Origin of the sequence: Miltoncostaea oceani, assembly GCF_018141545.1 — a bacterium.
Classification (GTDB): domain Bacteria; phylum Actinomycetota; class Thermoleophilia; order Miltoncostaeales; family Miltoncostaeaceae; genus Miltoncostaea; species Miltoncostaea oceani.
Map to the genome: position 1 here is coordinate 1,203,322 of NZ_CP064356.1, position 20,088 is coordinate 1,223,409.

16 protein-coding genes and 1 tRNA gene are annotated in these 20,088 nt (G+C 76.4%); 8 read left to right on the forward strand and 9 right to left on the reverse strand.

Annotation, left to right across the window (positions count from 1 at the left end; genetic code table 11):
* Positions 1–2 precede the first annotated feature (2 nt).
* Complete coding sequence (locus IU369_RS06080) at positions 3–1,373, reverse strand: adenylate/guanylate cyclase domain-containing protein (RefSeq protein ID WP_217923680.1); 1,371 nt, start codon at positions 1,371–1,373, stop codon at positions 3–5.
* A 147-nt stretch (positions 1,374–1,520) separates the two neighbouring features.
* Between IU369_RS06080 and glsA the strand changes: the two genes are divergently transcribed.
* Positions 1,521–3,356, forward strand: coding sequence for a glutaminase A (glsA, locus tag IU369_RS06085; RefSeq protein ID WP_217923681.1), 1,836 nt, complete (start codon positions 1,521–1,523; stop codon positions 3,354–3,356).
* Here glsA and meaB read toward each other — a convergent pair.
* The 5 genes from meaB to purK are packed head-to-tail and all read right to left on the reverse strand — an operon-like array spanning position 3,353 to position 10,113.
* Positions 3,353–4,336 (reverse strand): methylmalonyl Co-A mutase-associated GTPase MeaB, encoded by a 984-nt coding sequence (meaB, locus tag IU369_RS06090; protein WP_217923682.1) that lies wholly within the window; start codon positions 4,334–4,336, stop codon positions 3,353–3,355. The two genes, glsA and meaB, sit on opposite strands and share 4 nt — an antisense overlap.
* A complete protein-coding gene (gene scpA / locus IU369_RS06095; RefSeq protein ID WP_343233200.1) occupies positions 4,333–6,603 on the reverse strand; it encodes a methylmalonyl-CoA mutase in 2,271 nt (756 codons plus the stop codon). The genes meaB and scpA overlap by 4 nt, the downstream gene beginning before the upstream one ends.
* Positions 6,546–8,468, reverse strand: coding sequence for a methylmalonyl-CoA mutase family protein (locus tag IU369_RS06100; RefSeq protein ID WP_217923684.1), 1,923 nt, complete (start codon positions 8,466–8,468; stop codon positions 6,546–6,548). Before IU369_RS06100 ends, scpA begins: the two co-directional genes overlap by 58 nt.
* Before the next feature lie 14 nt (positions 8,469–8,482).
* Positions 8,483–8,947, reverse strand: coding sequence for a 5-(carboxyamino)imidazole ribonucleotide mutase (gene purE, locus IU369_RS06105; protein ID WP_217924334.1), 465 nt, complete (start codon positions 8,945–8,947; stop codon positions 8,483–8,485).
* A gap of 32 nt (positions 8,948–8,979) precedes the next feature.
* Complete coding sequence (gene purK / locus IU369_RS06110) at positions 8,980–10,113, reverse strand: 5-(carboxyamino)imidazole ribonucleotide synthase (RefSeq protein WP_246551363.1); 1,134 nt, start codon at positions 10,111–10,113, stop codon at positions 8,980–8,982.
* A gap of 103 nt (positions 10,114–10,216) precedes the next feature.
* On the opposite strand from purK, the gene IU369_RS06115 reads away from it, so the two are divergent.
* The 5 genes from IU369_RS06115 (at position 10,217) to IU369_RS06135 (ending at position 14,373) form a co-directional block, all read left to right on the forward strand.
* Positions 10,217–10,564 carry a cupredoxin domain-containing protein gene (locus IU369_RS06115; protein ID WP_217923685.1) on the forward strand — a complete coding sequence of 116 codons (348 nt, stop codon included), beginning with the start codon at positions 10,217–10,219 and terminating at the stop codon, positions 10,562–10,564.
* Entirely contained in the window at positions 10,564–11,877 is a 1,314-nt protein-coding gene (locus tag IU369_RS06120; protein ID WP_217923686.1) for a DUF1800 domain-containing protein, read from the forward strand. Before IU369_RS06115 ends, IU369_RS06120 begins: the two co-directional genes overlap by 1 nt.
* An 8-nt stretch (positions 11,878–11,885) precedes the next feature.
* Positions 11,886–13,268: a DUF1501 domain-containing protein gene (locus IU369_RS06125; protein ID WP_217923687.1), complete on the forward strand. Its 1,383-nt coding sequence runs from the start codon at positions 11,886–11,888 to the stop codon at positions 13,266–13,268.
* A 43-nt stretch (positions 13,269–13,311) separates the two neighbouring features.
* Positions 13,312–13,384, forward strand: a tRNA-Val gene (locus IU369_RS06130).
* 344 nt (positions 13,385–13,728) lie between these two features.
* Entirely contained in the window at positions 13,729–14,373 is a 645-nt protein-coding gene (locus tag IU369_RS06135; RefSeq protein WP_217923688.1) for a hypothetical protein, read from the forward strand.
* A gap of 40 nt (positions 14,374–14,413) precedes the next feature.
* On the opposite strand, the gene IU369_RS06140 is transcribed toward IU369_RS06135, so the two are convergent.
* Positions 14,414–15,910 carry an Ig-like domain-containing protein gene (locus IU369_RS06140; protein ID WP_217923689.1) on the reverse strand — a complete coding sequence of 499 codons (1,497 nt, stop codon included), beginning with the start codon at positions 15,908–15,910 and terminating at the stop codon, positions 14,414–14,416.
* Between the two features lie 137 nt (positions 15,911–16,047).
* Between IU369_RS06140 and IU369_RS06145 the strand changes: the two genes are divergently transcribed.
* Together IU369_RS06145 and IU369_RS06150 are read left to right on the forward strand one after the other, a co-directional pair.
* Complete coding sequence (locus IU369_RS06145; RefSeq protein WP_217923690.1) at positions 16,048–16,515, forward strand: DUF488 domain-containing protein; 468 nt, start codon at positions 16,048–16,050, stop codon at positions 16,513–16,515.
* A gap of 33 nt (positions 16,516–16,548) precedes the next feature.
* Complete coding sequence (locus tag IU369_RS06150) at positions 16,549–16,689, forward strand: hypothetical protein (RefSeq protein ID WP_217923691.1); 141 nt, start codon at positions 16,549–16,551, stop codon at positions 16,687–16,689.
* A 21-nt stretch (positions 16,690–16,710) separates the two neighbouring features.
* Here the strand turns inward: IU369_RS06150 and IU369_RS06155 are convergent, their stop codons facing one another.
* Together IU369_RS06155 and IU369_RS06160 are read right to left on the reverse strand one after the other, a co-directional pair.
* Positions 16,711–17,913, reverse strand: a complete 1,203-nt coding sequence (locus IU369_RS06155) for an MFS transporter (protein ID WP_217923692.1) — start codon at positions 17,911–17,913, stop codon at positions 16,711–16,713.
* Between the two features lie 787 nt (positions 17,914–18,700).
* Complete coding sequence (locus IU369_RS06160) at positions 18,701–19,684, reverse strand: phosphatase PAP2 family protein (protein WP_217923693.1); 984 nt, start codon at positions 19,682–19,684, stop codon at positions 18,701–18,703.
* Positions 19,685–20,088: the final 404 nt, after the last annotated feature.

Below are 20,088 nucleotides of genomic sequence, written 5' to 3' on the forward strand. Positions count from 1 at the left end.
GGTCAGGGGCCCGAGGGGCCGTCCAGCAGGACGGCCTCGACCGGTTCCGCCCGGCCCTTCACCGCCGTCCCGCCGAGGGACGTGCCCGCCACCCCGGCCCCGGCCGCCGTCGCGGCGGCCACCACCACGCCGCCGACGGGCGCGAGACCCTCGAGCCGCGCGGCCACGTTCACCGCGTCGCCGAGCACCGTGTGGGTGCGCCCGCCGCGCGTGCCGAGCACGACGGTGACGGCCTCCCCGGTGTTCACGCCGACGCGGAAGCGCGGCCAGCCCTCGGGCTCCCCCGCGGCGGGGACCGTCGCCCGCTGCAGGGCGCGGGCCGCCGCCACCGCTCGTGCGGCGTGGTCGGGCTGGTCGCCGGCGCGGTTGAAGACGACCATCACGGCGTCGCCGACGAGGCGGTCGACGTCGCCGCCCTCGGCGGTGACCGCGGTGACGGCGGCGCCGAGGCGCACGTTCAGCATCCGCGACACGGCGGCCGGGTCGGAGCGCTCGCAGAAGGCCGTGAACCCCGCGAGGTCGGCGAACAGCACGCTCATCTCCCGCCGTCCCGCGGCGGTGTCGTCGAGGTAGAGGGCCCCGAAGCGCTCCTCGTGCCACTCGAGGTGCGCGCCGACGGCGACGAGGCCGAACGCCGCGAGGATCAGGACGTGCCACTCCCACCACGACGCCTGCCACGTGCGCGACGCGGCGACGGCGACCATCGTCTCGGCGAGCAGCAGCATCGCGACCGCCGCGAGGGCCGCCAGCGTCCCGCGGCGCCGCCACCAGAGCCGCGCGAACCCGGCGGCCGCGGCCAGATACAGGGCCGCCCCGGCGACGCCCAGCGCGACGAGGGCCGCGTCCCCCCGGGCGGGTGGCTCCGTGCCCGACAGCGGGCCGTCCGCCGTCAGGGCGAGGACCCCCCACGCCGCGGCGGCGACCAGCACCAGCACCTGGACGGCGGGCAGCACCCGCATCGCCCGGGCGGCGCGGGCGCCCTCCCAGCCGCGCGCCGCGGCGGCGCAGAGGACCGCCGCCAGAACCAGGCCGACGGGCGTCGCGGCGGCGAACGCCGCGGACGGGCGCTCCACCAGCACCCCCGGCGTCGCGAGGGCGTGCAGCCCGAGGAACGCCGACGCCGCGAGGAACGCGATCGAGAGGGCCAGCACGCGCGCGTCGCCACGTCGTCGTGCGGCGCCGCCCATCGCGTAGGCGAGCGCCCCCGTCACGGCCGCGGCGGCGAGGACGATCCACAGGTGCGAGGGGTGGTGCTGCCACCGTCCGTCGAGGCCGGGGCGCGCGAGCAGCGCCAGCAGCGCCGCCATCGGCGCGGCGAGCAGCAACGCCACCGCCGCGATGGCGGGGGGCGCCGGGGCGGCGGGGGGAGGCATGGCGCGGCGAGGCTAGAGGGGCGACCGGGGCGCCGGCGTCGGCCCCGCGGCCAAACGCCCGCCGCCGCGGCGGGCCGCGCGGTCCGGATCATGTCCCGGGGGCCACTGGTGGTGGCCGGCGCCGGGCGGGTAGCGTTGCGGCGCCCCATGACCGTGCCCCCCGCATCCTCCGTCCGCCGCATCCTGATGTCGGTGCACGCGTCGGTCGGGGCGGAGCCGCCCGCCGGCGCCCCCGCGTCGTACATCCCGGAGCTCGCGGTCGCCGACCCGGCGCTGTTCGGGGTGGCGACGGCCACCGCCGACGGCGACGTCCACGAGGTGGGGGACACCCGCCACGCCTTCACGATCCAGTCGATCTCGAAGCCGCTCCTCTACGGCATGGCGCTCGAGGACCACGGCGTCGACGGGGTCCGCGCCAAGGTCGGCGTCGAGCCGACGGGGGAGGCGTTCAACTCGATCCGCCTCGACGAGGAGAGCGGCACCCCCTTCAACCCCATGGTGAACGCAGGCGCGATCGCGACCACCGGCATGGTGCGCGGGGAGGGGGCGGAGCACCGGATGGCGCGGATCCTCGCGACCGTCGGCCGGTACGTGGGGCGCCGCGTCGCCGTCGACGAGGCCGTCCACCTGTCGGAGCGCGCGACGGGGCACCGCAACCGCGCGATCGCCCACCTGCTGCGCAACGCCGACGTGCTGGAGGGCGACCCCGAGGAGGCGCTCGACCTCTACTTCCGCCAGTGCGCGATCCTCGTCACGTGCCGCGACCTGGCGTTGATCGGCGCCACCCTCGCGAACCGGGGCGTGAACCCGGTCACGGGGGAGCGGGCCCTGGAGGAGCGGCACGTCGCCCGTGTTCTCAGCGTGATGGCGACCTGCGGGATGTACGACGCCGCCGGTCAGTGGCTGTTCGACGTGGGGCTCCCCGCGAAGAGCGGGGTGGCGGGCGGCGTGCTGGCCGTGCTGCCGGGGCAGATCGGCATCGCCGCCTTCGCCCCGCCGCTCGACGAGTACGGCAACAGCGTGCGTGGCGTGCGCGTCTGCGCGGAGCTGTCGCGCCGGTTCGCCCTGCACCTGTTCGAGACGCCGCGCCCCGGCACGGCGGCGATCCGGCGGCGCTGGACGGCCGCCACCGCGGGGTCGCGCCGCCGCCGCACCGAGCCCGAGCGGACGGTCCTCCGGGCGTGGGGCCGCATGGTGCGCGTCTACGAGCTGCACGGCGACCTCGGGTTCACCGCCGCCGCGGCGCTGGCGCGGGCGGTGGGGGAGGAGATGCCCGAGCACGGCTTCGCGATCTTCGACATCGGGAGGGTGACGGGCGTGAACCGCGCGGCGCGGGCGATCCTCGCGGACCTGCGCGAGTCGCTGGAGGGCGCCGGCACCCACGTCGTGGTCGTCGACCCCGGTGGCCGCTGGGAGGCGCGGACCGATCCGCCGCCGTCCCACCCCGACGCGGGGACCGACCTCGACGCCGCGATCGAGTGGTGCGAGGACCTGCTGCTGCGCCGCCGCGGCGTCGAGCCCCACGGCGACGGCGCGCGGGAGGTGCCCCTCGCCGACACCGACCTGTGCCGTGACATGCCGGCCGCCGAGGTCGCGGAGCTCGCCGCGGCCGTCGAGCGGATCGAGGTCCCGGCGGGGGCGGTGTTCCTGCGCGAGGGCGACCCCCCGGACGCCCTCCTGGTGCTGGCGCGCGGTCGCGCGCGGGTGATGGCCGTCGGCGCCGACGGGGGCGTCCCGGTGCGCCTCGCCGCCGTCGGCCCCGGGATGCTCCTCGGCGAGGCGGCGTTCATCGACGGGCTGCCGCGCTCGGCCTCGGCCGTCGCCGAGACCGACGTCGTCGCCTACCGCCTCTCCCGCGAGGCGTTCGGCGAGGTCGGCGACCACGACGACCTCCGCACCCGCAGCCACGTGCTCGCGGGCGTGGCGCGCACCCTCGCCGACCGCATGCGCCGCGTGTCGGCCGAGCTCGCCGCGATGTCCTAGCCCACGGCCTCCAGGATGCGGGCGGCGGCGAGGGCGGCGGTGGTCGACCCGGCGCGCACGAGGTCCTCCTGCTCCGCCACGACCGCCGCGACCGCGGCGTCCTCCCGCAGCCGGGCGGTGAGGCCGTCCTCGACCATCCGCCGCAGCCACGTCACCTCCTGGCCGGCGCGCCGGGCGGCGAGCTCGCCGGCGTCCTCGAGGGCGGCGCGGTGGTCCTCGACGGCCCGCCAGACATCGTCGACGCCGGCGTCCTCGAGGCCGCTGCACGTCAGGACCGGCGGCAGCCACGACGCCCCCGGCGGCGTGAGCATCCGCATCACGTCGGCGAGCTCGCGGGCGGCGGCGCGGGCCTCGCGGGCGTGCTCGCCGTCGGCCTTGTTCACCGCGATCACGTCCGCCAGCTCGAGGACGCCCTTCTTGATGCCCTGCAGCGAGTCGCCGGTGCGGGCCAGCATCAGCAGGAGGAAGTGGTCGACCATCCCGGCGACCGCCGTCTCGGACTGGCCGACGCCGACCGTCTCGACGAGGACCACGTCGAAGCCGGCGGCCTCCAGCACCACGATCGCCTCGCGCGTGGCGCGGGCGACGCCGCCGAGGGTCCCGGAGGTGGGGGAGGGCCGGATGTAGGCCGCCGGGTCGACGGCGAGACGCGCCATGCGGGTCTTGTCGCCGAGGATGCTGCCGCCGCGACGCGTCGACGACGGATCCACGGCGAGGACCGCCACCCGGTGCCCGGCGGCCGTCAGGTGGGTGCCGAGGGCGTCGATGAACGTCGACTTCCCGACCCCGGGGACGCCCGTGATGCCGACCCGGCGCGCGCCGCCCGCGTGGGGCAGCAGCTCGACGAGCATCTCCTGCGCCATACGGCGGTGCGCCGGCAACGTCGACTCGACGAGCGTGATCGCGCGGGCGACCTGGGCGAGGCCCCCGTCGCGGACGCCGCGGACGTGGCCGGCGACGTCCTCCGCCGGCCCGCTCACCGCTCGGCGGAGGCGGCGGCCCCCTCGAGCCGGTCGAGCAGCTCCCCGGCGGCCGAGGCGATCACGGTGCCGGGGGGGAAGATCGCGGCGGCCCCGGCGGCGCGCAGGGCGTCCCAGTCGCCCGGGGGGATGACGCCGCCGACGGCGACCATGATCCCCTCGCCGCCGAGCTTCGCGAGCTCCTCCCGCAGCTCCGGCACCAGGGTCAGGTGCCCGGCGGCGAGCGACGAGACCCCGACCACGTGCACGTCGGCCTCGACGGCCTGGCGGGCGACCTCGGCCGGCGTCTGGAACAGCGGGCCGACGTCGACGTCGAAGCCGAGGTCGGCGAACGCCGTCGCGATCACCTTCTGGCCGCGGTCGTGGCCGTCCTGGCCCATCTTCGCGACGAGGATGCGGGGGCGGCGCCCGTGGGCCCGCGCGAACTCCTCCACCCGTGCGTGGACCCGATCGGCGTCCGCCGACTCCCCGACCTCGCGCCGGTACACGCCCGAGATCGTACGGATGCGGGCGGTGTGGCGGCCGAACACCTTCTCCATCGCCTCGCTGATCTCCCCGACGGTGGCGTGGGCGCGGGCCGCCTCGACCGACAGGTGCAGCAGGTTCTCGTCGAGGCCGGGGCCGCGGTGGCCCTCCGCCGCCCGCGCCGCCGCGGCGGTCAGGCGGGCGAGGGCGGCCGCGCAGGCCTCCCCGTCGCGCTCGGCGCGCAGGCGGCGCAGCTTCTCGAGCTGTTCCGTCCGCACCGCGCGGTTGTCGACCCGCAGGACGTCGATCGGGTCCTCGTGCTTCGGCCGGAAGCGGTTCACCCCGATCACGGGCTGCTGGCCCGAGTCGATGCGCGCCTGGGTGCGGGCGGCGGCCTCCTCGATGCGGAGCTTCGGGATGCCCTCCTCGATGGCGGCGGTCATGCCGCCGGCCTCCTCGACCTCGCGGATGTGCCCCCACGCGGCGCGGGCGAGGTCGTGGGTGAGCCGCTCCACGAAGTACGAGCCGCCCCACGGGTCGATGACGCGGGTCGTCCCCGACTCCTGCTGCAGCAGCAGCTGGGTGTTGCGGGCGATGCGGGCGCTGAAGTCGGTGGGGAGGGCGAGGGCCTCGTCGAGGGCGTTGGTGTGGAGCGACTGGGTGTGGCCCTGGGTGGCGGCCATCGCCTCGACGCACGTCCGGACGACGTTGTTGAAGACGTCCTGGGCGGTGAGCGACCAGCCGGAGGTCTGGGAGTGGGTGCGCAGCGACAGCGACTTGTCGTTGCGGGGGCCGAACTCGGCGACGAGGCGCGCCCAAAGCAGGCGGGCGGCCCGCAGCTTCGCGACCTCCATGAAGAAGTTCATGCCGATCGCCCAGAAGAACGACAGGCGTGGCGCGAACGCGTCGACGTCCATCCCCGCGGCCTGGCCGGCGCGGATGTACTGGACGCCGTCGGCGAGCGTGTACGCCAGCTCCAGGTCGGCCGTCGCCCCGGCCTCCTGCATGTGGTACCCGGAGATCGAGATGGAGTTGAAGCGCGGCATCCGCTGCGACGTGTACGCGAAGATGTCCGAGATCACGGTCATCGAGGGCGCCGGCGGATAGATGTAGGTGTTCCGGACCATGAACTCCTTGAGGATGTCGTTCTGGATCGTCCCGGCGAGCTTCTCGGGCGGGACGCCCTGCTCCTCGGCGGCGACGATGTAGAGCGCCATCACCGGCAGCACCGCGCCGTTCATGGTCATCGACACGCTCATGCGGTCCAGCGGGATCCCGTCGAACAGCTGGCGCATGTCGAGGATCGAGTCGATCGCGACGCCCGCCATCCCGACGTCGCCGCCGACGCGCGGGTGGTCGCTGTCGTAGCCGCGGTGGGTGGGCAGGTCGAACGCGATCGACAGGCCCTTCTGCCCGGCGGCGAGGTTGCGCCGGTAGAACGCGTTCGACTCCTGCGCCGTCGAGAACCCGGCGTACTGGCGCACCGTCCACGGCTGGTTGACGTACATCGTGGGGTAGGGGCCGCGCAGGAACGGCGCGATCCCCGGGTACGTGCCGAGGAAGTCGAGGCCGTCCCGGTCGGCGGGGGTGTGCACCGGCGCGACGGGGATCGACTCGGGCGTCGTCCACGTCAGGGCGTCGGCGGGCACGCCCTCCCGCTCCTCGGCCGCCGCACGCCAGGCGGCGAGGTCGCCGTCGGGCTCCGGGTCGCCGAGGGGGACCTCGGAGAAGTCGGGGATCCCGCTCACGTCTCCACCCCTGCGGCGGCGAGCGCCCCCGTCAGGAGCGCGACGGCGTCGCATCCGGCGTACGCGTGCTCGTCGACGCCGTCCACCTCGGTGCGTCCCGCGAGGTAGACGCGGGCGGCGCCCGCCGCGTGGAGCTCCGCCGCGACGCCGGCGGCGCGCTCGGCGTAGACGTCGTCGCCGGAGCAGATGCACGCGAGGGCCGCCCCGCTCGCGGCGAACGCGGCGCCGGCGTCGTCGCCGGGGCCGAGGCCCGGGTGGGCGACCACCCGCACGCCCCCGGCGGCGAAGAGGTTGGCGGCGAAGCCCGCCCGCGCGGTGTGCACGGCGGGCGGGCCGAGGGTCGCGAGGAACACGGCGGGGCGGCCGGCGTCCGTCCCCGCGGCGCGGTCGGCGCGGGCGCGGAGGTCCTCGAAGGGCTCGGCGTAGCGGCGGGGGACGAGGGCGGGGATCGGCGTGCCCGGCGGGGCGACGGCGGCGGGCGCGGGGGGCGGCGGCGTCTCGCCGGGGTCGGGGAACTCGCTGACCCCGGTGATCGGGTCGCGGCGGCGGGCGATCGCGCCGCGGCGCTCCTCCCAGGCCTCCGCGACGGCGCGCTGCACGTCGCCGGCGTCGAGCGCCGCGACGATGCCGCCGGACCGCTCGACGTCGCGGAACCGGTCCCACGCGGCGGTCGCGAGGTCCTCCGTGAGCCGCTCCACGAACCACGACCCGCCGGCGGGGTCGGCCACCCGTCCCAGCCCGGACTCGTCCATCAGCAGGCTCTGGGTGTTGCGGGCGAGGCGCCTCCCGAGGTCGGAGTCGGCGTCGAGCGCCGCGTCGTAGGGCTCGACGGTGACCACCTCGGCGCCGCCGATCCCCGCCGAGAAGCACGCGATGGTGCCGCGCAGCAGGTTGACCCAGGGGTCGTACCGGGTCGCCATCGCACGCGAGGAGATGGCGTGCACCCGGGCCGCCCGCGCGGCGGGCGCGGCCCCGGCGACCTCGGCGACCCGCGCCCACAGCCGCCGCAGGGCGCGGACCGTGGCGATCGCGGGGAACTGCCGGTCGCCGGCGGCGAGGCGGAACTCGATCTGCCCGAGGGCGGGGCCGAGGGCGAGGCCGCCGTCGGTCAGCGCGCGCAGGTAGGCGACGCCGGTGGCGACGGCGTAGGCGAGCTGCTGGACGTCGGAGCCGCCGGCGTCGTGGTAGCGGGACGCGTCCACCAGGACGGTGCGGACGCCGGGGTGGCGGGCCGCGACCTCCGCCGCCACCGCCACCGCGGCGGCGACCCCCTCGGAGACCGGCCCGTCGGCGCCGCCTGACGCCGCGTGGCGGCCGATCGGGTCGAGCCCGAGCGACCCGGCGACCTCGTCGTCGGCGACGCCGCGCTCGGCCCACAGCCCACGCAGGGCGGTCGCCGCCGCGAGGCCGCGCGCCCCGGCGCGGAGGCCGACGGCCGCGGCGTCGAGCAGCACGCCGTCGAGGACCCGGTCGAGCAGGGCGACGTCGATCTCCGTGGCGTCGCGCAGGTCGAGCAGCACCGACGACGCGCCGTTCTCCAGCTCGTGGCGGGCCCTCCCGGCGGCGCCGGCGCCGTCACCGGCGACGCGGACGACCTGCCGCGCGTCCCAGCGCCCGGCGGGCGGCCGCGGCAGCGCGCCACGGGTGAAGGGGTGCAGCCCGGGCAGCCCCTCCGCCCCCGGCGGCGGCGCGTCGGCGGCCGTGTAGAGCGGCTGCAGCGTGGGCCCGTCGGGCGTCGGCGTCTCGAGGACGCGGGCGAACAGGGCTCGCACCTCGTCGTCGGTGGCGTCGTCGCGGCCGCGGGTCAGCACCCGCCGCACCTCGTCCATCCACCGCGCGTGGTCCGCGGGCGGGAAGCCGGCGGCGAGGGGCATCGTCCCCCCGGGAGGGCCCGTCATCGCGTCGTCCTCGTCGGGCATGCGCGCACCGTCCCTCAGACGCCCCGGACCCGGGCGTCCGCGGTGCGCGCCGCCTCGGCGGTCTCGGCCCGCAGGTGGGCGATCCGGTGGCCGAGGGCGGGGTCGCCGAGGGCGAGGATCTGGGCGGCGAGCAGGCCGGCGTTGCGGCCGCCGTCGATGGCGACGGTCGCGACGGGGACGCCCTTCGGCATCTGCACGATCGAGAGGAGGGAGTCCATGCCGTCGAGGGCGGTGGTGCGCACCGGGACGCCGATGACGGGGAGCGTGGTGACGGCCGCCAGCATCCCCGGCAGGTGCGCCGCGCCGCCGGCGCCCGCGACGATGACGCGCAGGCCGCGGTCGGCGGCCTCGCCGCCGTAGGCGATCATGTCGTGCGGGGTGCGGTGGGCCGACACGACGCGCACCTCGTGGGGGACGCCGAGGTCGCGCAGCACCTCCGCGGCGGCCTTCATCACGGGCAGGTCGCTGTCGCTGCCCATCACGATCCCCACCACGGGGGCCGTGCCGGCGCTCACAGGCCGGCCGCCGCGGCGGCGGCCCGGGCGCGCGCCAGGGCCTCCCCGGTCGTGGCGCCGAGCGCCGTGACGTGTCCCATCTTGCGCCCGGGCCGCACCTCGGCCTTGTCGTAGAGGTGCAGGTGCGCGCCTTCCACGGCGAGGGCGGCGCGGACGTCGGGGCGGGCGGGGCCCGTGGTGGAGCCGAGCAGGTTCACCATCGCGGCCGCCGGGGCGCGCATCGCGACGTCGCCGAGGGGCAGGTCGAGCACCCCGCGGAGGTGGTTCTCGAACTGCGACGTCTCACAGGCCTCGATCGTGTAGTGCCCCGAGTTGTGGGGGCGGGGGGCGAGCTCGTTGACCATGACGGCGCCGTCGGCGAGGAACATCTCGACCCCGGTGACGCCGAGCCCCTCCGCCGCGTCCGCGGCGGCGAGCGCGACCTCGCGGGCCCGGGCGAGGGCGTCGGGCGCGACGGGCGCGGGGGCGATGACCTCGTGGCAGACGTGGTCGCGCTGCACGGTCTCGACGACGGGGTAGCAGGCGACGCCCCCGGAGGGCGTCCGCGCGACCATCGCGGCGAGCTCGTTGGCGAAGGCCACCATGCCCTCCACCAGCACCCCGTCGCCGCCGTCGAGGCGGGCGAACGCGGCGACGGCCTCCGCCTCGTCGGCGCAGGTGGCGTTGCCGTACCCGTCGTAGCCGAGGCGGCGCGACTTCAGCATCAGCGGCCAGCCGAGGTCGCGGCCGGCGGCGGCGAGCTCGCGCGCGTGGCCGGCGACGACGAACGGGGCGGTCGGCAGGCCCGCGCCCCGCAGCAGCTCCTTCTGCAGCGCCTTGTCCTGGACGCGCGCGAGGACGGCGGGGTCGGGGCGCACCGGCGTGCCGGCGGCCTGCACCTCCGCGAGCGCGCCGGCGTCCACGAACTCGTTCTCGAGCGTGACGACGCCCGCCGCGGCCCCGAGGGCGCGGACGGCCTCCGCGTCGCGCCAGTCGCCCTCCACCAGGCCGGCGGCCATCGCGACGGCCGGCTCGCCGGGGCGTCCCAGCACCCCGACCCGCAGGCCGAGCGGCCACGCGGCGAGGCAGGTCATCCGCGCGAGCTGCCCGGCGCCCGCGATGCCGACGTCGAGGGGGGCGGGTGCGGACACGCCCGGGACGGTACACGCGGCCCGCGCGGCCTCGCAATTCCCGAACATGACCCTCACGCAGGGCTCACGGTCTCGGCCCCGGCCGCCGATAGGGTCGGCGACGATGTTCGCCCTCGCCGTGCCCCCGGCGCCCGTCGCCACCCCGCCGCCCGCGCGGGTGCTGACGTTCGCCGACGAGTTCCGCTTCACCGGCACCCGCCGGTCGGTCCCCGCCGGGCCGGTCCTGCTGCAGGTGAAGAACATCGGCGAGGACGACCACGACCTGCGGATCGTCGGCCCCCGCGGCACCGCCCGCGGCGAGACCGGGGTCGTCGGCCCCGGCGACCTGGGCCGGCTGAAGGTGCGCCTCACCCGCGGGCGGTACACGTTCTACTGCACCGTCAGCGACCACCGGGAGCGCGGCATGGGCGGCACCCTCCTCGTCACGAAGCGCCGGACGGCGGCGAGGTAGTGGCGGGGTCCGCGGACCGGGCGCGCGCGGAGCGCCTCACCTGGCGGGCGGGGTTCGGCCCGCGGCCCGGTGAGGTCGACGACCTGGCGCGCCGCGGCGTCGCGGGCGCCGTCGAGCACCTCCTCGCCCCCCGGGGCCGCGCCCTGGCGGGCCGCCCGGCGCGGGTCGACGGCGCACCCCTCGACCCGGTGAACGCCTACGGCCACGACGTCCTCTGGTGGCTCGACCGGGCGGTGCGGACCCGCCACCCGCTCGTGGAGCGGATGACGTTCAACTGGCACGACCACTTCGCCACCTCGAACGACGGGGTGGGCGACACGCGGCTGATGCTCGCCCAGTACTGGACGTTGCGGCGCGGGGCGCTCGGCCGTTTCCGCGACCTGGCGCGGGCGATCACCCGCGACCGGGCGATGCAGCTCTTCCTCAGCCTCGCGAACTCCGAGAAGGGCCACCCGAACGAGAACTTCGCCCGCGAGCTGCTCGAGCTGTTCACGCTCGGGGTGAACAACGGCTACACGGAGCGGGACGTCCGCGAGGCCGCACGCGCGCTGACGGGGTTCACCTTCGACTACGAGAGCCGGCGCTTCGGGTTCGACCCCGACCGCCACGACCCCGGCGTGAAGCGGATCATGGGCCGCGTCGGCCGCTTCCAGCCCCTCGACGTGGTGGACATCGCGGTCGAGCACAAGGCCCACCCGGCGTTCATCTGCGGGAAGCTCTGGGACTACTTCAGCCCGCGGCCGTGCCCCCCGTCGCTGCTGCGGTCGCTGGCGCGCACGTACCGGACGGCGAAGACCGACGTGCGGCCGGTGCTGCGCGAGATCCTCACCCACAAGCTCTTCTACGCGAGCCTCGCCGAGCCCGACATGGTGAAGTCGCCGTTCGTCTACACGGCGGGGATGCTCCGGATGACGGGCGGGCGCGTCGACGACGAGAGCTGGGTGTACCGCCTCGACCAGATGGGGCAGGTGCCGTTCCACCCGCCGAACGTGTCGGGCTGGGAGGGCGGGACCTCCTGGCTGTCGACGAGCTCGATCCGGGCGCGCTTCGACGCCGCGACGGCGGTGCTCCGCGACACCATCGAGGACGGGTCGATCTCGGCGAAGCAGACGCCCGCCCAGGCCCTCCGCAGCGCGATGGCGGCGACGGGGTCCCCGCGGGTCGGGCCCCGCACCCGCCGCGCCCTCCAGTCGTACGCGGTGTCGTCGGTGAAGGGCCGCACCGACGACTGGGAGGTCGAGCACTTCTTCCCGGAGCGCCAGCGCGTGCTGCGGCACCTGCTCCTGGCCGGTCCCGACGCCCAGGTCTGCTGAGGAGCGCGATGAGCACCCCCCGTCACGGCTGCCGCGACCACCACGCCACCCGCCGGGCGTTCCTCGGCCGCGCCACCGACGTGGTCCCCGTGCCGGCGGACGCCCTCGACGGCCTCGCCGAGTTCGAGCGCTCCGGCGGCATGACGCGCAAGGACCTGCTGGAGCGCGGCGTCGGTCTCTGGATCGGCGCGGCGGCGCTCGGCGGGCTGTCGACCCGCAGCGTGCTGGAGGCGGCCTCCGCCCAGGCGCAGGGCGCCCCCGACGCGACCATCCTCGTGTCCCTCTACCTCGATGGCGGCAACGACGGGCTGAACACGCTCGTGCCGCTCGCCGACCCCCTGTACCCGACGTACCGCAGCCGCCTCCGCATCGCGCCGGAGACGACCCTGCCGCTGGCGGGGCACCCGGAGTTCGGCTGGCACCCGTCCCTCGGCGGCCTGAGCCGGCTCTACGACCAGGGGAAGGTGGCGGTGCTGCCGTCGGTGGACTTCGCCGACGCCGACCAGTCGCACTTCAACTCCGTCGCGTACTGGCGCCGCGGCATCGTCGGGCCGTCGTTCGAGACGACGGGGTGGCTGGGGCGCACCCTCGACGCCGTCGGCGTGCGCGACAACCCGCTCCAGGGGATCAGCGTCTCGTGGTCGCCCGACCCCGTCCTCGTGTCCCGCCGCGCGGCGACGGCGACGGTGTTCGACCCGAACGGCTTCGACTTCTACATCCAGGGTGTCTGGGGCGGCGACGGGTTCTCCGACGCGTACCGGCGCGCCGCGTCCGGCCCGACGTCGTCGCCCGCGCTGGCGGCCGCCCGGCGGACGTACTCGAACGCGTTCACGGTGCGCGACCAGCTCCGGCCCCTGCGCGTGACCGAGCAGAACCCGCTGCCGCCGGTGCCGATGGAGTACCCGGACAGCAACCTCGGGAAGGGGCTGCAGAACCTCGCCCGGATGCTCGGCGCCGGGTTCGGGACGCGCGTCGCGGCCCTGTCGGTCGGCGGGTTCGACACCCACGACGACCAGGCCACCGACCACGCCGACCTCCTCACCGACCTCGGCGACTCCCTCGTCGCGTGGCAGGCCGACCTCGGGGCCCGCGGGCTGTCGGGTCGTGTGCTGACGCTGGTGTGGAGCGAGTTCGGCCGGCGCCCCGAGGACAACGACTCCGGCGGCACCGACCACGGCGCCGGCGGGCTGGTGATGGTCGTCGGGGACCGGGCGAACGGGGGCATCCGCAGCGAGTTCCCGGGCCTCGCCCGGCTCGACGAGGACGACAACCTCCTCGTCACGACCGAGTTCCGCACCGTCTATGCGAGCCTGCTCGAACAGTGGCTCGGGGTGGAGGCCGGACGTGTGCTGCCCCGGATCGACGCGGCGCGCATCCCGCTCGTCCGCTAGGGCCGCGGACGGTCCGGCGGGGGCTGCTATGGTCCCGGGCCGCGGGCCGTTAGCTCAGTTGGGAGAGCACCAGCTCGACAAGCTGGGGGTCACTGGTTCGAGCCCAGTACGGCCCATGGAAAGCCCCGCATCGCGGGGCTTTCGTCGTTCCGGGACGTCCCCGTCGTGTCGCGCGGGAACCGGCGGCGGCGCTCGGGCCAACCTTGGGGGCGGTCCCGTGTCCTGGTGTGGTCCCGTCCCCCCGGGCCGCGCGGGCCCCACGTCCGATCCTGCCGAAACCCCTCCCCGGGCCGGCGGATGCTGCGTGGGGAAGTGCGTTCCGGGGAATGTGGACGATCCGTGTCCGTCCCGTGCGCGTACTCTTCTGCGTACGCGGAGGAGAGGACGCGTCCACACCGTCCTGCACCCGCGCCCCCCGGAGGCGACCCATCGCGTTCCACGTCCACGGTGACGCCGGTCGATGAGTGACACCCTCGCGAGCCGCAAGTTCGGGACGATGCAGGCCATCCTCACCCGGAACGGGGTGCGGGGGGTCGCGTTCGTCGCGCTGCAGAAGATCCTGCCGCCCCGCTGGGCGAGCGCGGAGTGGTACCACCTGTACGAGACGCGCCAGGCCGTCCCCTCGGACCTCCGCGCCGCGTGGGCGCGGTCGTACGAGGACATCGCGGCCCTGTCGGCGTCGAGCGGCCAGGACGCGAACCCCGGCCGGCTGCGCGACGGCCACCGGGTCGCCGTCGCCTACGACGGGGACATCCCCGTCTCGTACCTCTGGGTCCACGGCGGGTCGGAGTACACGGAGGAGGGCGTCACGTTCGTCCTCGCGCCGGACGAGTACTGGATCTTCGACGGCTTCACCCTCCCGTCGCACCGGGGCCGGCGCTTCTACCCCCGCCTCGTCCACTGGGCGGTCCGCGACCTCGCCCCCCGCCGCATCCTCTCGACGATCGACGTCGTCAACCACGGATCCGTCCGCGCGGCGGCCGCCCGGGGCGCGGTGCGCCTCACCACCCTGTTCGCCCTCCGGGTCGGGCCGTTCCTCGCGTTGAGGATGGACGGCCGCTGGCGCGTCGGTCGCCACCCCTTCCGCCTGACCGCCCCGGGGTAGGACCGGGCCGGGCGGCGCACGGGCCGCCCGGCCGGCGGCGTCACCGCCCGAAGGTGACGGTGCGGGCGATGACGCGGACGTTGCCGCTCGCGTCGGTCCCGGTCAGCTCCAACCGGGCCGCCAGCGACCTGCGCCCCGCGAGCGCCCGCCGCGCGCGCGGCGTGAGGCGCACGATCGTGACCGCCCGCGTGGCGGGGGTGCCGACCGCCGGTCCCGTCGAGCCGATGAGGCGCGGCAGTCCGAGGCGGGCGGCCGTCGCGGCCGGCAGCAGCAGCCGGGCCGTCACGAGGCAGTTCTCGGTGCAGGTGAAGCGCGCGACCAGGCCGACGAGGCGCAGGGTGCGGATCGACCGGCCCGTCGTGCCGAGCCCGACCCCGGGCGCCGTCACGTCGGCCGGGGCCACGGCCGGGACGACCGGCGGGGGCGTGACGACGACGGGTGGCGACGTGCTCACGATCGGCGCGAGCGCCGGCGGCGTGGGCGGGGGCGGCGGCACCGGCAGGGGCGGCGGCGGTGGAGCGCCCTCCGGGTTGTCCACGACCACCTGGATGCTGGAGGCACGGGAGTTGCCCCGCGCGTCGTAGGCGACGGCCCTCAGGGTGTGGGTGCCGTTGGCGATCGCCGTGGTGTCGAGCACGCACGCCCACGGGGCGTACAGCTCCTGGTTCAGGAAGTCCCCGTCGAGGAACACGTCGACGCGGGTGACGCCCACGTCATCGGTCGCGCCGATGCGGCATGCCGAGCGGCCGTTGCCCCCGGCCTCCTGCCAGATGCCGGAGATCGTCTGGCCCTGCCGCGGCGACTGCCAGCTCACGACGGGCGCGGTGACGTCGTCCGTCGCCGGCGGGGGCGGCGCGAACCCGCTGAAGAAGAACGGCGACGCCTCGTCGGGGTTGTCCGTCCAGCGGCCCATCACGATCGACGTGACGCACGTCAGGTCGCGCCGGACGAGCGCTGGGACCGGGCCGAACGTCCACGTGACCCCGCGCCGGTCGGCGCTCTGGGTGCCGGAGCTCACACCGACCGCGCCGGAGTAGCCCGCCACGCGCATGTAGCCGTAGGCCTGGAAGTCGGTCCATCCCCGCTGGTAGTCGGTGTACACCGACAGGTCGAGGACGGGGTCGCCGGTGCGCCCCACGGCCGCGCCGGTGTTCGGGTTGGTGGTCGGTGCGCTGCAGCGGCCGTCGGCTCCCGCGGCGCCCAGCCCGAGGCCGAGGTCCGTCGACGCGCCCCACGGAAGTGGGTCGTGGAGTGTGAGGACGACGGTGAGCTCGCCCGTCTCGGGCTCGTAGGTCGTCGCGACCGAGCGGACGTCCATCCCGCTCAGCCCCGGGTTCTGGACGCTCGGCAGGACGTCGCGGGGATCGGAGACGGACCCCGACCGGGGCGCCGCCGAGGCGACGGACGCGAGGGAGAGGGCCGCTGCGAGCGCGACCGCGGCGGCGGCGACCCGCCGCCGCAGCCGATGCGGTCCGGGGGACGGGAACGGGGTCATCTGCATCTCCTGCCGGGGCTCGGCCTGCCGGGAACGGGTCACGCCGGGTGGAGCTTCTGTGGGTTTCGGCGAATCTACGACCCGCGGGCTCCCACGCGCCACCCCTCGCGGATCACCCGGGCCGCGCGGTCGTCTTACGTCGCCGGGCCCGGGCCGCCGGGTCCCGTCACGATGTGCGGGTGACCACGACGCCCCGGACCCTGTGGACCATCGGCTACGAGCGCTTCCCGACGCCGGTCGCCATGCGCGAGGTGCTGGAGGAGGCGGGGATCGAGTGGGTCTGCGACGTGCGGGCCCTCCCGCAGAGCCGCCGGGCCGGGTTCTCGCGGCGGCGCCTGCAGGACGTGCTCGCCGACGGCGGGATCGTCTACGAGCACCGCCCCGAGCTCGGCAACCCCGCCCCCCTGCGCGAGGTGTTCAAGGCCGGCCGCCTCGAGGAGGGGCGCGAGGCGTTCCGGGAGCACCTGCTCGGCGCCCACGGGTGGGCCGTCGACGTCGTCGCCGAGCGGATCGCGGAGCGGCCCACCGCGATGCTGTGCCTCGAGGACGACCCGGCCCTCTGCCACCGCGGCGTCATCATCGAGGAGCTCGTCCGCCGCAACCCCGACGTGCGCGTCGTGCGGTTGTCCGCTCCCCCGCCCGGGTAGGCCGTGGTCCGGTCCGCGACGAGGAGGGTGGGGATGGATCCGAAGAGGTCGGCCGACGAGCGCGAGGGTCCCGACGTGCAGCCGGAGCACCTGGAGGGCGAGGACGAGTGGCCGGAGGAGACCGGCCCCGCCGACGTCGACGCCGCCGAGGACCCCGCGACGCCCTCGCCGTGACGGGCCCGCCGGGGGCCGCGCTCAGGCGGGCGCGGCCCCCGGCGGCTCCAGCAGGCGACGGGCGACGACCGCGATGACCGTGGCGAGCAGCACCATCCCGGCCGCGCCCGCCATCGCGGCGTGCGTCGAGAACGCATCGACCGTCGCGCCGCCCACCGCCGCCCCCGCGGCGAGCCCCGTCGTCACGCCCGTGCTGACCCACGTGTACGACTCCGTCAACGTCCCCTCGCGGGCGAGGTCGGACACCATCGAGTAGAGGGTCGCGAACGCCGGGGCGATGCACGACCCCGCGACGAACAGCGCCGGCGCCAGCAGCAGCGGCCGTGGGGCGACCGCCACCAGCACGTCCGCGGCCGCCGTCGCCGCCAGGAGCACCACCAGCCGCCCCCGCGGGTCGGACGGGGCGCGGCTCCGCGCCGTCGCGACGCCCCCCACCAGGCTCCCCGCCGCCCACGCCGCGAGCAGCGGGCCGACGAGGGCCGGGGATCCGTGCTCGTCGGCGTGGGCCGTCGTCGCCACCTCGATCGCCCCGAACGACGCGCCCATGCACACCGACGACGCGACGAGGGTCAGCAGGGCGGGGCTGCCGAGGGCCCCCGTCAGGGTCCGCACCGCCGCCGACGCCGGCCGCCAGTCGCGGGAGGACGGGGCCGTCGTGAACAGCAGCGTCCCACCGACCAGCAGGGCGGCCGCGGCGAGGAGGGCCACCGACGGCGACGCCACCCCCGCGAGTACGCCGACCAGCAGGAGGGGCCCCGCGATGAACGTGAGCTCCACACCCGCGGCCTCGATGGCGAACACCGCGTGCCGCCGGTCGGGGGGCACGAGCTCCGGCCACAGGGCGCGCATCGCGCCGCTCAACGGCGGGTGCGCCATCCCGGCGAGCGCCGCCAGCACCACGAACACGGCGACGTGCGTGTCGTCGGGGACCAGCGCCGCCGCCGTCAGCGGCAGGGCGCAGAGGACCGCGCACGGCAGCAGCACCGCCCGCTGGCCGTGGCGGTCGACGAGGCGCCCCACCACGGGGCCGAGCAGGGCCAGGCCGACGGCGAAGGCGCCGGCGGCGGCGCCGCCCTCCGCGTAGCCCCCGCCCGTCTCGCGCACCCGCAGGATCAGCAGCAGGCCGATCGCCGTGTACGGCAGGCGCCCGAGCAGCGACGCCGACAGCGTCCGGCCGACCTGCGGGATGCCGAGGAGGGAGCGCAGCGAGGTCTCGGCGGCCATCAGGCCAGGCTCTCACAGCCGCCGCGCGCCGGCCGTCCGGGATCCGGCGCTACGATCGCCACATGACCAGCAGCGGGTCGGCCGCCGCGGGCGGGGCGGGCTACGGACAGCACATGACACCGGGTGACCTCACCGTCCTGCTGCGCCTCGCCGGGGTCCCCGACGCCCACCACGCCGAGGCCCTCCGACGCGACCCCGGCCTCGTCGACCGGACGCTCGCCTCCGACGCCGCCGCCCACCACCTGCTGCGGCACGGCGCCGACGACCCCGAGCGCGAGCCGCTCCTCCGGGCCTCGCCGTTCCTGACGTTCGCGGTCGCCGTCGAGCGGGTCGCCGAGGAGCTGCGCGGCGCGACGTACGTGCAGGAGTGGGTCGGCCCGCGTCAGCGCATCCCGCTGCTCGGCGCCGACGACCTCCGCGAGCTGCTCGCCGACGGCCGGCGGCGCGTGTTCCTCGCGACGCTCCTCACCTCCTACACGCGCGTCGCGAGCGGCAGCGTGTGGCGCGAGACGCCGCGGGGGTGGCGCCGCCAGCGCTACAGCGAGCTCGACCCGATGGAGCTGGCGTCCACGCTCGACGCGCTGCCCGAGGCCCGCCACCCCATGGTCCACCGCCGCCTCGGCGACCTGTCGCTGTTCCTCGCCGGCGTCTTCCCCGACCACACCGCGTCCCGGGCGTTCCGGCCGATCGACCTCCAGCGCCTCGGACGCGCCGCCGAGGTCGGCGGCACGTCCGGCGAGACGCTGGGGGAGGCCCTCGAGAGCCGGGGAGGCGTGGGCCTGCTCGATCAGCTCGGGGCGCGCTGGTACCGGCTCGCGGCGCGCGCGCAGGCCCCGGCGACGCCGCTGCTCGAGGCGATCGCCGACCGGTTCGTGCAGGCCCGGCGGGCGCTGAACGTGCTCGCCGACCGCCACCTGTTCGCCGTCGCACGGGGCTGGTTCCCCGCGCCCTGAGCGAGGGCGACGCCGGCGAGGCCCGCCGCCCCGCCGAGCGCCGGCAGCGCCACGCGACCCCAGTCGCCACGGCTCGTGACCGGCGCCGGGCGGCGCAGGCGCACCGGGTGCGCGTGCAGCCAGGCGGCGGCCCCGACGCCGACGGCCATCACCAGGCCACCGGCCGCGGCGTCCACCACGAAGTGGTTCGCCGTCGCGACGATCGTGAGGAACACGACCACGGGGTACGCCAGGGCGAGGGATCCGAGCACCCGGTTGCGCGACAGGGCGAGCACGCCGCCGCCGATCAGCGCCGCGTAGCCGAAGTGCATCGAGGGGACGGCGGCGTACGGGTTGAACAGCCCCGACAGCGGACCGCCGTGCAGGTCGATCCCGCTGACGGTGCGCAGGGTGTCGTCGAGGCCCGGCAGCGACGCGAGGCGCGGCGGCGCGACGGGGACCGCCACGAAGATCGTCAGGGCGATCGCGTTCGCGGCCAGGAAGCCGTCGCGGAGCACCCGGTACGCGGGGCGGCGCCGGCGGTACACCCACACGAAGAACGCCGCCGTCACCGGCAGGTGGGCGAGCAGGTAGAACTGGTTCATCGCCGGGACCAGGCCGTCGTGGCTCCGCGCCCACGCCTGGATCGCCGGCTCCCAGAACACGCCCGCGGCGCGCTCGGCGTCGACGATGGCGGCGGTGTTGCGCAGGGCGTCCTCGGCGTCGCCGATCACCACGGCGCGCGACGCCTGGTAGGCGAGCAGCGCCATGGCGAAGACCGTGAGCTCGGCGACCCATCCCGTGGGTCGCGTCAGTCGTGCGGATCGTGTGCGGTTCATCGTCGAGCCTTTCTCCGTGCCGTCAACGCCACGCTACGTCGGCTCCCGACGCGGCGAGTCGGTGAAGCCCCTAGTCCGGTCCCTGGTCCGCACCCGGGCCCCGTCGCGTGCTCGGGGGGGTGTGGCCGGTGACGGGGCCGACGCTATGGCGGATCCGTCGCCACGCCATCCACCGTCACTCCGAACCGCCTCCGACCGCGGGATGGTCCGCGGCGCGCGGCACCCATCCCGTGGGCCACCCCGCGTCATCCCCGGGGATGACGCGGCCGCCGGGCCGGGGTCCCGCGCCGATGTCCGGGGGGAGGTCACGAACGCCACGCTAGGACTTCGACCGAACTCGAAGTCAAGCCCCCGTGGCGCGTGCGTGACCACCTCGGTCCGAGACGCCCCGGCCCCCGGGCCCG